Genomic DNA, 12,566 nt, shown 5'->3' on the forward strand with positions numbered 1-12,566 from the left:
GCTCGGTGCTGGCGTCCTCCGCTGGACGCGCTTTCCCGCGCCTTCGCGGCTTCGAAACGGGCGCTGCCGCCGTTTCGCTCACAACCGTGAAACCAAACTCTTCGAGAATATCGTCGGGCGTTTCCACGAGCTTCGCCCCCTGCTTGATCATCCGATGACACCCACGCGACAGCGGCGCGTGGATCGATCCGGGAATCGCGAAAACATCGCGCCCCATTTCATTGGCGAGCCGGGCAGTGATCAGCGAACCCGAGCGCATGGCTGCTTCGACGATCAGTACGCCACTCACCAGCCCCGCGATCAACCGGTTACGCTGCGGAAAATTCGCCGGCCGGGCCGGCGTGCCGAGTGGCCATTCCGACACAATCGTGCCGTTCGATGCAATTTCGTGCGCCAGCGCGTGGTGCAGCGGCGGATAAACAAGATCCGCACCCGTTCCGATGACCGCAATCGTGCCGCCGGCACCGCTCAGTCCTCCGCGATGCGCCGCGCCATCTATACCCAGCGCAAGCCCCGACACAATTGCGAGCCCTGCCTCCGAAAGGGCTTGCGCGAAGCGTCGGGCGTCATCAATACCCTGCGGCGTAGCGCTCCGGCTGCCGACGATCGCAACCGCCCGGGCCTGGAGCAAGTCCAGCCGTCCCTTTATATATAGCAGCGGTGGCGGGTCGGGCATGGTCAGAAGCGCAGGCGGGTACGCTGAATCCGCAAGCGTCACGATCCTGTTGCCTGGAACCGACGCCCACTCGAGCGTGCGCGCAAGGCATTCGTCGAATGACCCGAGTTCCGAGCGTGGCGGAGAGCCCAGCACGGCATGCGCAGCTTTCTCTCCGGCGATTGCCGCGAGCGCACCGAATGGCTGGTTCAATACCGCCTGCGGCCCACCGAATTCGGCAAGCAATGCACGCAGCGCGATGGGCGGTAAACCGCTCGCGTTCGCCAGCCGCAGCCATGCTGAAACGTCCTGTAGATCGGTTTCGCCCAGACAGGGCTTGGCGTCGGCCGTCGGCAGCAGGAAAGGTGTCATGTTAAAATTTTCATATTCCGAAATACGAAAGGATTGTCGAGCGGCCTGATTCCCGGCTGTTCGGACAACGCGTTGCCGCCCCACGAGCGGCACAGAAACGACGTTGAAGCGCCGCGTTTCGGCCCAATCATCTTCTCGATACCGGCACTCTTTTACAACCTGGCCGAATGGCCGACTATCGCGCGCTGCGGCGTGCGTCGATAATCTGAATCATGGCTCTGCTCAACATACTCAAGTACCCGGACAAGCGGCTGCACAAGGTCGCGAAGCCCGTAGAGGTCGTCAATGACCGGATTCGCAGGCTCGTCGCAGACATGGCTGAAACCATGTACGCGGCGCCTGGAGTCGGCCTTGCCGCGACCCAGGTGGACGTGCACGAACGGTTGATCGTGATCGACACATCGGACACGCACGACCAGCTTCAGGTCTTCATCAATCCGGAGATCATCTGGTCAAGCGATGAGAAGAAGGATCACGAGGAAGGCTGCTTGTCGGTGCCGGGCATTTACGACTTTGTCGAGCGGCCGGAAAAGGTGCGCGTGCGCGCGCTGAACGAGAAGGGCGAGGCGTTCGAAATCGACTGTGACGAACTGCTCGCCGTGTGTATCCAGCATGAGATGGATCACCTGATGGGGCGAGTCTTTGTCGAATACTTGTCGTCGCTCAAGCAGACGCGAATTCGCGGCAAGATGAGAAAGCTCGAAAAGGCGCTGTGACGCGTCGACTCATTAAGACTTCACTAAGACGGATGCTGGAATTTGCAGGTTGCTGAATCGATGACTCAATCGCTGCGTGTCGTATTTGCCGGAACACCCGAATTTGCCGCTGCCGCGCTGGCCGCCATTCACGCAGCGGGTTTTCATATACCGCTCGTGCTGACGCAGCCGGACCGGCCCGCCGGGCGCGGTTTGAAAATGGCCGCAGGGCCGGTGAAGCGGTTTGCAACCGAGCACGGCTTGCCGGTGGCGCAGCCAACTTCGTTGCGACGCAACGGCAAGTACCCCGAGGAAGCGGCCGCTGCTATTGAGCTCTTGAAGGCCACGCCGCACGACATCATGGTCGTGGCGGCGTACGGGCTGATCCTGCCGCAGGAAGTGCTCGACATCCCGCCGCTGGGCGCAATCAACATCCACGGTTCGCTGTTGCCTCGCTGGCGTGGGGCAGCGCCCATTCATCGCGCGATTGAAGCCGGTGACGCCGAGACGGGCATCACGTTGATGCAGATGGATGCAGGGCTCGATACCGGCGCGATGATCGTCAAAGGTCACATCCCGATCACATCCACAGATACCACCGCCACGCTGCATGACCGTATGGCGCAGCTTGGCGCTGACCTGATCGTTGAAGCGTTGCGGGATCTCGAGCGGGACGGCGCCTTGCCCGGCGCGCCGCAGCCGCAGGACGGCGCGACGTACGCGGAGAAGATTGCCAAGCACGAAGCGGCGCTCGACTGGCGGCGTCCGGCGAGCATGCTCGCGCGTCAGATTCGCGCCTTCGATCCATTCCCCGGTGCGTTTGGAACGCTTGATGGCGTTGTCGTGAAGATCTGGGCCGCAGAGCCGGTGGCATTGACGGGCGATGCCGAGGCCGGCGTGATTGTGGAAAGCGGCGCGGAGGGTGTCGTGGTTGCGTGCGGTCAGGGCGGCTTGCGTCTCACGCAGTTGCAAAAGCCCGGCGGCAAACGACTCCCGGTACGCGAATTTCTGGCCGGATCGCCTATTGTTAAAGGGCAACGATTCGAACTTCGAGAAGTGGCGCCGGGTGCTTGAAACGGTGTCCAAGCGTTTCCTGCGCAGCTGCCAAAATATCTAAGGCCAGCAAAAACCAAACTAAGGTCCCGTAATGCTTGGAATCACCGGTTTCACGCTGTTTATTGTTGCCGTTATGTTGCTGAGCGTTACGCCGGGGCCGGATACGGCGTACATCGTCGGCCGAAGTGTTGCGCAAGGACGGGGCGCGGGCGTGGTATCGGCGCTGGGTATTGCGCTCGGCTGCATCGTGCATACGCTGGCCTGCGCGTTCGGGCTGACGGCGTTGCTGGCGGCATCGGTCACGGCATTCACTATCGTCAAGTTCGCGGGTGCGATTTATCTGATCTATCTCGGCGTGCGACTGATCTTCGCGAAGCCGGCAGCAGCGGAAACCAGCGGCAAGCAGAGGGAAGCAGACGCAACCCGCGTTCGCGCCGCGCCGAAATCGCTGCAACAACTTTTCACGCAAGGCTTCGTCACGAATGTGCTGAACCCGAAAGTGGTGCTGTTCTTTGTCTCGTTCATCCCGCAATTCGTTGCTGCCGACAGCGCGCACAAAACTCTTGCCTTCCTCGCACTCGGTCTGGTGTTCGTGCTGGTCAGCACCTTCTGGAATACGATCGTCGCGTGGATCGCGGGCAGCGTGACGCAACGCTTCTCCGGCAAACCGTGCGTGAAGCTATGGCTGGACAGGGTGGTGGGCAGCGCATTCGTCGGATTAGGCATCAAGCTGGCGACTTCGCACAGGTGATTGAATTTTTCCGCGATGCCCTTATCTAACATTTTGCTTACAATCCGGGGCCGGCTAATCTTTGACGGATTGCCCGGTCAGGCAAAAAGGCCGTTTCGGCCGCTCGCGCTTAAGGCGCATTGATATTGGGTGAGGAGTTCAAGACATGTTCAACTGGGTCAAAACGGCGATGCTGATGGCAGCGATCACGGCCCTTTTTGTCGTAATCGGAGGAATGATCGGCGGCAGCAAGGGGATGATGCTTGCGCTGCTCGTCGCCCTCGCCATGAATTTCTTCTCGTACTGGTTCTCCGACAAGCTCGTGCTGAAGATGTACAACGCACAGGAAGTCGACGAAGCCAGCGCGCCGCAGTTTTATCGGATGATTCGCGAGCTCGCCACGCGGGCGCAGTTGCCCATGCCGAAGGTGTATCTCATCGACGAAAACGCGCCCAATGCGTTCGCAACCGGGCGTAATCCGGAGCACGCGGCTGTGGCAGCGACGACCGGCATCCTGCGGGTGTTGTCCGAGCGCGAGTTGCGTGGCGTGATGGCGCATGAGTTGGCGCACGTGAAGCATCGGGACATTTTGATCTCGACGATATCGGCGACCATGGCCGGTGCGATCTCGGCGCTGGCCAACTTCGCCATGTTCTTTGGCGGCCGGGATTCTGACGGCCGGCGCTCGAATCCGATCGCCAGTATTGCCGTAGCCATGCTGGCGCCGCTGGCCGGTGCGCTGATCCAGATGGCGATATCGCGGGCGCGGGAATTCGAAGCCGATCGCGGCGGCGCGCAGATTTCCGGCGATCCGCAGGCGCTTGCCAGCGCGCTCGAGAAAATTCACGCGTATGCCGCGGGCGTGCCGTTTCCGACTGCCGAGCAGCATCCAGCCACCGCGCAGATGATGATCATGAATCCGCTGGCAGGCGGTGGAATCTCCAAGCTTTTTTCCACGCACCCGGCGACCGAGGAGCGCGTCGCACGCCTGATGGAGATGGCGCGAACCGGACGGATGGAATGATTGTGCCAGTCTGAGGCCGCACCCAAGGCTCATCGCCGCGCAAGCGGCGATGAGCCTTGTCACACCATGTCATAAACAGCGGACTGCCTCTAATCCCGTCCGTTCGGCCATCGTCCGGGTCCTAATCTCAGGCCAAACCCCTCGCAAGTTACAATGCTTCGTTTGTGCGGACCGGCATCGGCCGGCTCGAACGCCTTCGCCCCGACATGACCGAAAAGCCTTTCCGACGCCGCGCCGTTTCATCGGCGGACAGCAGCCGAGCGTCGTCCGACGTCCGTCTCGCCACGCTTCACCTCGCACCCGATTCACTCGCGTTCGCGCTCGATGCCGCCGCGCAAGCGGTCGGCGCGGTGCGTGCGGGTTCCGCGCTGCCCGCAGCCTTGCAGACGGTTATCGCGGCAACGCACGTGGCGGTGTCCCGCGGGGCGACGCAGGACATTGCATACCGCACGCTGAGGCGTCTCGCCGTGGCCGACGCGTTGCTCGCGAAACTGGTGCGCAAGGCGCCGCCGCCGCATGTATCAAATGTGATGGCCTGTGCGTTCGCGCTGCTGGTGGATGACGAAGCCCATGCCGCGTACACGCCTTTCACCATTGTCGATCAAGCCGTCAACGCAATCGACGCACGGCGCGAATTCGCTTTTGCGAAGGGTCTGGTCAACGCGGTGCTGCGCTCGTTCCTGCGTGAACGTGAAGCATTGTTGGCCGAGGTTCAAAGCAACCCCGTCGCACGTTTCAACTATCCCGCGTGGTGGATCGACGCGGTCAAGCGCGGTCAGCCCGACGAATGGGAAAACATCCTGGATGCCGGTAATCGGCAAGGCCCGCTCACGTTGCGTGTCAATGCACGGCGCATGAGCGTCGCGCAATATCTCGACGTCCTCAAGGCCGAGCACATAGAAGCCGAAGCTGTTGGCATTCACGCCGTGCGCCTCAAGACGCCCATGGCTGTCGAGAAGATTCCCGGTTTCGCCGACGGCGTCGTCTCGGTGCAGGACGCCGGCGCGCAACTCGCCGCGCAGTTGCTAAACGCGCGCGACGGCATGCGCGTGCTCGATGCCTGCGCTGCACCCGGCGGCAAGGCGGGCCATGTGCTGGAGCTGGCAAATGTCGAGTTGATCGCGGTGGAAAGCGATCCGGTGCGAGCGCGACGTATCGGTGAGAACCTGCAGCGCCTGAACGTGCAGGCGGAAATTCGCGTAGGCGATGCTGGCGATCCGTCGGCTTGGTCAGACGGCGATCCGTTCGATCGCATACTTGCCGACGTGCCGTGCTCAGCGTCGGGGATCGTGCGGCGTCATCCTGATATTCGCTGGTTGCGCCGTCCCACTGATCTTGCCGCCTTGGTCGACGAGCAGCGCCGCATTCTCGCCGCGCTCTGGCCACTGGTCGCGACCGGCGGCGAGTTGCTTTACGTTACTTGCTCGATCTTCCCTGAAGAGGGCGAGTTGCAGGCGCAGTGGTTTGGAGAGGTGCACGAAGATGCGGTACGATTGGACGCGCCGGGGCAATTATTGCCGACAGCCAGCCGCACCGGCGCGGTTGGTTGGCAAGTATCACCGGACCCGGTCACGAACTCGCTGACGGACAATTCAAGCGAGGCGCAACGTACCCGCTCATCATCTACGCGGGACGCGGAAGCCTTTGCGGACCATGACGGATTCTTCTACGCGCGCTTTCAGAAACGGTGACGATCAAACGCTTTTTCCCGCTGCGGCTCGCGCCTGCCGGCCAGGCCGTGCTGGCCCTGTTGTTGAGCCTTGCGCTGTCGTTCATGCCTGTTTCGGCTGCGCAAGCCGATCCCATTGCTGTGCAGCGCGCGTCGTTGCAGGCGGACGGATCGGGCTGGAGTCTCGACGCCCGTTTCGACTTCGATCTCAACAGCAGCCTTGAAGACGCCGTGAACAAGGGCGTGCCTTTGTATTTCACAACCGATTTCAATTTGTCGCGGCCGCGCTGGTATTGGTTCGACGAAGAACCGGTGAGCGTGTCGCAAAGCATCCGGCTTTCGTTTCAACCCCTGACGCGCGAGTATCGTGTCTCCACGGGGGGCTTGCAGCTTGGCTTCGCCACGCTTCAGGAGGCGCTTGCTGTCATCAAGCACGTGACGTCGTGGCACGTGATCGATCGTAACCAGGTTCAGCCCGGCGAGACGTATAACGCGTCGGTGCGCATGCAGCTCGATATTGCGTTAATGCCCAAGCCGTTCCAGATCGACGCGGTCAACAACCGCGACTGGAATCTCTCTTCCGACTGGAAGCGTTTTACTTTTACGGCGGCGACCAGTGCTAAATAAACTACGCCGCCGGCCGCTGCGCCGCACGAACATGACAGGCATTGTGGTTCGCGTGCTTGTGACAACGGTCGCGCTCACGGCCATTCTGCTGCTGGTCATGTTGGCCCTTGCCAGCGCGAACACCGAGTTCTTCGATCGCTATTATCAGTGGCTCTATGCCGCGAATCTCGCGGTGGCGGTCGTGCTTATCCTGATCGTCATCGGGCTGGTGGCAATCATTATCACCAGGGTGCGACAGGGCAAGTTCGGCACGCGGCTGCTCGCGAAACTCGCGTTTATCTTTGCGCTCGTGGGCGTCGTGCCGGGCGGGATCATCTACGTGGTCTCGTATCAGTTCGTGTCGCGCAGTATCGAATCATGGTTCGACGTGAACGTGGAAACCGCACTCACGTCCGGGCTGAATCTCGGGCGCGGCATGCTCGATGCATCGCTGTCTGATCTGCAGAACAAAGGCCGCCTGATGGGCGACCAGCTTGCAAGCGCCGATCCAACCAGCCTCACGCTTACGCTGTTGCGCTTGCGCGATCAGTTCAACGTACAGGACGCGACCATCGTCGAGCCCGCGAGAAGCGGCTCCGGTACCGCACCCGATGTGCGCGTGGTGGCGCAGGCATCGAGTAATTTCGCGGCGCTCGTGCCCGACGACCTGCCAACGCCGCTGCAACTGAATCAGGCACGCAGCAGGCCTTATGGCGCTATTGAAGGCGAGGTCGATGGCGACTCGAGTCAGACGGGACCAAAGGGCGCGTTGAGGCTGCGAGTGATCGTCAAGATTCCCGATAGCTCGACCACTGAATTGCAACCGGCCGAACGTTTCCTGCAGATCGAACAGCCGGTCAGTACCGGACTCGCCCGCAATGCCGATGCCGTGCAGCGCGCGTATCGCGAGTACCAGGAAAAGGCGCTCGGGCGGACCGGCTTGCGCAAGATGTATATCGGTACGCTGACGCTGGCGTTGTTCCTCGCGACCTTCATCGCGATGATGCTGGCGCTCGCGCTCGGCAATCAACTCGCGCGGCCGTTGTTCCTGCTCGCGCAAGGCACGAAGGAAGTTGCCGAGGGCGATTACACGCCCAAGCGCGAAGTGAAGTCGCGTGACGAACTCGGTTTCCTCACGCAGTCGTTCAACGCGATGACTCGGCAATTGTCGGAGGCGCGTGCAGCGGTTGAGAACAACCGGATCGCACTCGAACATTCGAAGGCGTACCTCGAGAGCATTCTCGCGAACCTGACCGCGGGGGTATTTGTGTTCGACCGGCAGTTCCGCCTGACCACCGCGAATCGCGGCGCGGAGCGGATCTTCCGCCAGCCGTTCAATGGATCGCTGAACTTGCCGCTTGAACAGATCGGCGTGCTGTCCGAGTTCGGCGCGATGGTGCGCAAGGCATTCGCGGACCGCGATGCAGCGGCAAGCGGCAGCGGTCGGCCGATTGGTGACCGTGGGCATTGGCAGCAGCAACTCGCCGTTCCGGTGGCCGGCGAGACTGATCCGTTGACCTTGTTGGTACGCGGTACGCAGTTGTTGACGCTGACCGAAAGCGATACCGACGACGCTGAAACGACGGGCTACGTCGTCGTATTCGACGACATCTCCGACGTCATCTCGGCGCAGCGTTCAGTGGCGTGGGGCGAAGTGGCGCGGCGGCTTGCGCACGAGATCAAGAATCCGCTCACGCCGATCCAGCTATCGGCTGAACGGCTGCAGATGAAGCTTGCCGACAAGCTCGCTCCCGCCGATGCCGAGGTGCTCAAGCGCGGCGCGACGACCATCGTGAACCAGGTTCAGGCGATGAAGCAGATGGTCGACGACTTCCGCGAATACGCGCGTACTCCGCCAGCTGTCCTGGGCAACCTGCAGCTCAACGATCTCGTGGCCGAAGTGCTGACGTTGTATGGCATTGAAGAAGGCAAGAGTCACATCACGGTGGAGCTGACAAAATTGCCGGTGATTCGCGGCGATGCCACGCAGCTTCGGCAGGTAATTCACAATCTTTTGCAGAACGCGCAGGATGCGGTGGCCGATGTGGCCGAACCTCGCGTGCTGCTTGAAACGAAGACAGTAGAATATGGCGACTCCGATGCTTCAGGACATGCCCGCGTGGCGGTGCGGTTGACGGTATCGGATAACGGTTCTGGTTTTCCCGCGCGAATTCTCTCGCGCGCATTCGAGCCTTATGTGACAACCAAGGCGAAGGGCACGGGTCTGGGTCTTGCAACGGTAAAGAAGATCGTCGATGAGCATGGCGCTCGCATCGACATCCGCAATCGTTCGAAGACCCCTGACGTGATCGAAGGCGCGCAGATCTCGATTCTGTTCCTGCAACTCGCGGAAGATTCCGCCGAACCGGGCGCGACACCGCCCTCGGCGGCGGCGAGCCACGGAACGACAAAAGCATTAGTGCAGACAAGGGCAGCGTAAATGGCAACCATCCTGGTGGTAGACGACGAAATGGGTATCCGGGAATTGCTCTCGGAGATCCTGAGCGACGAAGGTCACGTGGTGGAGACGGCGGAGAATGCGCAGCATGCGCGGGAGTACCGGTTGCGGCAGGCGCCGGATCTCGTGCTGCTCGACATCTGGATGCCCGATACCGACGGCGTGACGCTGCTAAAAGAGTGGGCGGCGCAGGGCAAACTCACCATGCCGGTGATCATGATGTCGGGCCATGCGACTATCGATACGGCGGTTGAAGCCACGAAGATTGGTGCGCTCAACTTCCTCGAGAAGCCGATCGCTCTGCAAAAGTTGCTCAAGGCGGTTGAGCAAGGTCTTGCGCGCGGCACGGCTGCGGCGCCAATCGCGAATACAGCCATGCGGCCGGCGTTGCCGCCGAGCGGCTCGGCGGTGCCGGCTTCCGCTGCGTTGCCGGTGGCTTCGTCATTGAGTCTTGCTGGCGGAGATTCAGGCGCGCTGGGTGCCGCGGCAGGTCCGGCAGGCGCGACGGCATCCATCTCCTTCGACATCCCGTTACGTGATGCCCGCGATGCCTTTGAGCGCGCGTACTTCGAGTACCACTTGGCGCGTGAAAACGGCAGCATGACGCGGGTGGCCGAGAAGACGGGACTGGAGCGCACGCACTTGTATCGCAAGCTCAAGCAGCTCGGTGTGGATCTGGGCAAGAACAAGAGCGAGGCTTGACTGGCGGGGCGAGAGGGCGTCGGCGAAGGACCGTTACAGTAAAAAGGTGGCAAAAAGCACTTGAGCGACATAATCCCCTTTGATATACTTTCGTTCTTCGTGGCCCGGTAGCTCAGTTGGTAGAGCAGCGGATTGAAAATCCGCGTGTCGATGGTTCGATTCCGTCCCAGGCCACCACAGTTGCAAAAAATGCCCGGAAACCGCAAGGTTTCCGGGCATTTTCAATTGGGTTTCTTCGTTCGCACTTGTTCTGGTTGCTGCCTAAAAGCAGACGGCAAAGCTGAGAGCAGACGGCTCTCAGCTTTGGGTCAAGCCCCCACCGAGAGCGAACATCGGCCTTCATGATAAAATCCTTGGTTCTTCAAGGACTTGGCTAAGATAGAACCGGAACAAAACCGCGCGCCGCGACCGCTTCTGAACATTAGCCATATCGCGCATTTCATCCTCTCCATTGGAGTTTTACGGTGACTCGGACAGACGCTAAAGACAGCGCCCTGGTGCTGTTTTCCGGTGGCCAGGATTCGGCCACATGCCTCGCCTGGGCGCTCGACCGTTTTACGACCGTCGAGACGCTCGGCTTCGACTATGGCCAGCGCCATCGCGTGGAACTCGAATGCCGGGAAGGCTTCCGGGAATCGGTGAGACAGCAGTTTCCGCAGTGGGCCGAACGGCTCGGCGAAGACCACATGATCGACCTGTCCGTGCTCGGCGCGATCAGCGATACCGCCATGACGCGCGAGATCGAAATTGAAGCGAACGCGAACGGTTTGCCGAACACCTTCGTGCCCGGCCGCAATCTCATGTTCATGACGATCGCCGCCGCCATCGCGTACAGGCGAGGTCTGAAGGTGCTCGTCGGCGGCATGTGCGAAACGGATTTCTCGGGCTATCCCGATTGCCGCGACGACACCATGAAGGCGTTGCAAGTTGCCCTCAATCTCGGCATGGACAGCCGCTTCCTGCTCGAGACACCGCTCATGTGGCTCGATAAAGCCGACACTTGGCGCCTGGCCGAAGAGCTCGGAGGCGAGGCGCTGGTGGAGCTGGTGCGTGTCGAGACGCACACGTGTTATGTCGGCGAGCGCGCCGAGCTGCATGAGTGGGGTTTTGGCTGCGGCCAATGCCCGGCGTGCAAGCTGCGCAAGCGCGGCTACGAAGCCTACAAGTCGGGTGAGCAAGTCACCACCGAACCGGTCTGATCATGACGTACGCAGTAAAGGAAATTTTCTACACGTTGCAGGGCGAAGGCGCGAATGCCGGCCGCCCGGCTGTGTTTTGCCGCTTCGCCGGTTGCAATCTCTGGTCGGGTCGCGAGGAAGATCGCGCGGACGCCGTCTGCCAGTTTTGCGACACGGATTTCGTCGGCACCGATGGCGAGAACGGCGGCAAATACAAAACGCCCGCAGACCTCGTCGCCATGATTTCATCGCAATGGCCGGAAGGCGAAGCGCACAAGTTTGTGGTCTGCACAGGCGGCGAGCCCATGTTGCAGATCGACCAGCCTTTCGTCGATGCCCTGCATGCAGCCGGCTTCGAAATGGCGATAGAAACGAATGGGTCGCTGCCGGTGCTGGACAGCATCGACTGGGTTTGCGTGAGCCCGAAAGCCGGCGCGCCGCTGGTCGTGACGAAGGGCAACGAGTTGAAGGTCGTCGTGCCGCAAGACAATCAGCCGCTGGCCGACTACGCCAAACTCGACTTCGCGTATTTCCTCGTGCAACCCATGGACGGCCCGTCGCGAGACATCAATACGAAACTCGCTATCGACTGGTGCAAGCGGCATCCGCAATGGCGCCTGTCCATGCAGACGCACAAGTACCTGAATATCCCCTAACGCGAATCAAGCCCCTAGCTGAGCAGACGTGCAGACGATTACCCGAAAACTTGAATTCGATGCGGGCCACCGCATCCCCGATCACCGCAGCCAGTGCCGTAACCTGCACGGTCATCGGTATGTGCTGGAGATCACGCTGCAGGGTGAACTCGTTGAGACGGAAGGCGCGCCGGATCGCGGCATGGTGATGGACTTCGCCGACGTCAAGGCGCTGGCCATGGAACATCTCGTCAACAAGTGGGACCACGCGTTTATCGTCTATGCACGCGATGAAGTCGTGCGAAGCTTTCTCGAGCAAATGGCCGACCACAAGACCGTCGTGCTGGACCGTATTCCTACCGTGGAAAATCTTGCTGCCGAGGCGTTCCGGATTCTCTCGGGTGTCTACAACGACCACTACGGCGTCGACCTGAAGTTGAAGCGCGTGCGTCTGTACGAAACGGCGAATTGCTGGGCGGACGTCGAAGGCGTCTGACGCTTCACCTGTCTCTAAAGCGGGCTCCTGCCAGCGCTCTTTTGTCACGGTATGATCTTTGGACAAGCCGCACGTTTTGTTGCGGCGCATTCAGCGACATAGCCTATTGGAGCGAGACATGCCTGTTAGCCATCCCGCCGTGTGTGATCCAACCGGAATCACGCGATGAGCACCTACACCAACCTCCTCAAACAGCGTTTCACCGAATCCGGCACCTTGTTCGGCCTGTGGCTATCGTTGGGCAGCGCGGACGTGGCCGAAGCCGTCGCGCACGCGGGCTTCGACTGGCT

General features: G+C 61.1%; 12 protein-coding genes, 1 tRNA gene and 1 pseudogene. 13 read left to right on the forward strand and 1 reads right to left on the reverse strand.

The window, feature by feature from the left end; genetic code table 11:
• Positions 1–1,027 (reverse strand): DNA-processing protein DprA (gene dprA / locus JWR14_RS15910; RefSeq protein WP_299708373.1); only part of this gene is annotated, 1,027 nt, incomplete at its 3' end.
• A 212-nt stretch (positions 1,028–1,239) separates the two neighbouring features.
• On the opposite strand from dprA, the gene def reads away from it, so the two are divergent.
• The 13 genes and pseudogenes from def to JWR14_RS15975 form a co-directional block, all read left to right on the forward strand.
• On the forward strand, positions 1,240–1,743 hold the full coding sequence (gene def, locus JWR14_RS15915; protein WP_299708375.1) for a peptide deformylase: 504 nt from the start codon (positions 1,240–1,242) through the stop codon (positions 1,741–1,743).
• A 60-nt stretch (positions 1,744–1,803) separates the two neighbouring features.
• Positions 1,804–2,796 (forward strand): methionyl-tRNA formyltransferase, encoded by a 993-nt coding sequence (gene fmt, locus JWR14_RS15920; RefSeq protein WP_299708377.1) that lies wholly within the window; start codon positions 1,804–1,806, stop codon positions 2,794–2,796.
• A 73-nt stretch (positions 2,797–2,869) separates the two neighbouring features.
• A complete protein-coding gene (locus JWR14_RS15925) occupies positions 2,870–3,529 on the forward strand; it encodes a LysE family translocator (RefSeq protein WP_299708379.1) in 660 nt (219 codons plus the stop codon).
• A 145-nt stretch (positions 3,530–3,674) separates the two neighbouring features.
• Complete coding sequence (htpX, locus tag JWR14_RS15930) at positions 3,675–4,532, forward strand: zinc metalloprotease HtpX (protein ID WP_299708381.1); 858 nt, start codon at positions 3,675–3,677, stop codon at positions 4,530–4,532.
• Positions 4,533–4,738: 206 nt separating this feature from the next.
• Complete coding sequence (gene rsmB / locus JWR14_RS15935) at positions 4,739–6,223, forward strand: 16S rRNA (cytosine(967)-C(5))-methyltransferase RsmB (protein WP_299708383.1); 1,485 nt, start codon at positions 4,739–4,741, stop codon at positions 6,221–6,223.
• Positions 6,220–6,828, forward strand: coding sequence for a DUF4390 domain-containing protein (locus JWR14_RS15940; RefSeq protein ID WP_299708385.1), 609 nt, complete (start codon positions 6,220–6,222; stop codon positions 6,826–6,828). The genes rsmB and JWR14_RS15940 overlap by 4 nt, the downstream gene beginning before the upstream one ends.
• A 31-nt stretch (positions 6,829–6,859) precedes the next feature.
• The gene (locus tag JWR14_RS15945; protein WP_299708395.1) at positions 6,860–9,247 is read left to right on the forward strand and encodes a PAS domain-containing sensor histidine kinase; all 2,388 of its coding nucleotides are present in this window, start codon (positions 6,860–6,862) and stop codon (positions 9,245–9,247) included.
• Positions 9,248–9,967, forward strand: coding sequence for a response regulator transcription factor EsaR (gene esaR, locus JWR14_RS15950; RefSeq protein WP_299708387.1), 720 nt, complete (start codon positions 9,248–9,250; stop codon positions 9,965–9,967).
• A 101-nt stretch (positions 9,968–10,068) separates the two neighbouring features.
• Positions 10,069–10,144: transfer RNA gene (locus JWR14_RS15955), tRNA-Phe, on the forward strand.
• Positions 10,145–10,431: 287 nt separating this feature from the next.
• Entirely contained in the window at positions 10,432–11,166 is a 735-nt protein-coding gene (queC, locus tag JWR14_RS15960) for a 7-cyano-7-deazaguanine synthase QueC (protein ID WP_299708389.1), read from the forward strand.
• A 2-nt stretch (positions 11,167–11,168) separates the two neighbouring features.
• On the forward strand, positions 11,169–11,801 hold the full coding sequence (gene queE, locus JWR14_RS15965; RefSeq protein ID WP_299708391.1) for a 7-carboxy-7-deazaguanine synthase: 633 nt from the start codon (positions 11,169–11,171) through the stop codon (positions 11,799–11,801).
• Positions 11,802–11,829: 28 nt separating this feature from the next.
• Positions 11,830–12,276, forward strand: coding sequence for a 6-carboxytetrahydropterin synthase QueD (queD, locus tag JWR14_RS15970; protein WP_299708393.1), 447 nt, complete (start codon positions 11,830–11,832; stop codon positions 12,274–12,276).
• A 165-nt stretch (positions 12,277–12,441) separates the two neighbouring features.
• Positions 12,442–12,566 (forward strand): annotated as a pseudogene (locus tag JWR14_RS15975) (2-dehydro-3-deoxyglucarate aldolase); the annotation flags it as partial.

This window comes from Caballeronia sp., assembly GCF_028292365.1.
GTDB lineage: Bacteria > Pseudomonadota > Gammaproteobacteria > Burkholderiales > Burkholderiaceae > Caballeronia.

What these genes read in the sequence shown, in the direction of transcription:
- def (WP_299708375.1), top strand. Translation starts at nt 1,240, where the DNA reads ATGGCTCTGCTCAACATACTCAAGTACCCGGACAAGCGGCTGCACAAG.
- fmt (WP_299708377.1), top strand. Translation starts at nt 1,804, where the DNA reads ATGACTCAATCGCTGCGTGTCGTATTTGCCGGAACACCCGAATTTGCC.
- JWR14_RS15925 (WP_299708379.1), top strand. Translation starts at nt 2,870, where the DNA reads ATGCTTGGAATCACCGGTTTCACGCTGTTTATTGTTGCCGTTATGTTG.
- htpX (WP_299708381.1), top strand. Translation starts at nt 3,675, where the DNA reads ATGTTCAACTGGGTCAAAACGGCGATGCTGATGGCAGCGATCACGGCC.
- rsmB (WP_299708383.1), top strand. Translation starts at nt 4,739, where the DNA reads ATGACCGAAAAGCCTTTCCGACGCCGCGCCGTTTCATCGGCGGACAGC.
- JWR14_RS15945 (WP_299708395.1), top strand. Translation starts at nt 6,860, where the DNA reads ATGACAGGCATTGTGGTTCGCGTGCTTGTGACAACGGTCGCGCTCACG.
- esaR (WP_299708387.1), top strand. Translation starts at nt 9,248, where the DNA reads ATGGCAACCATCCTGGTGGTAGACGACGAAATGGGTATCCGGGAATTG.
- queE (WP_299708391.1), top strand. Translation starts at nt 11,169, where the DNA reads ATGACGTACGCAGTAAAGGAAATTTTCTACACGTTGCAGGGCGAAGGC.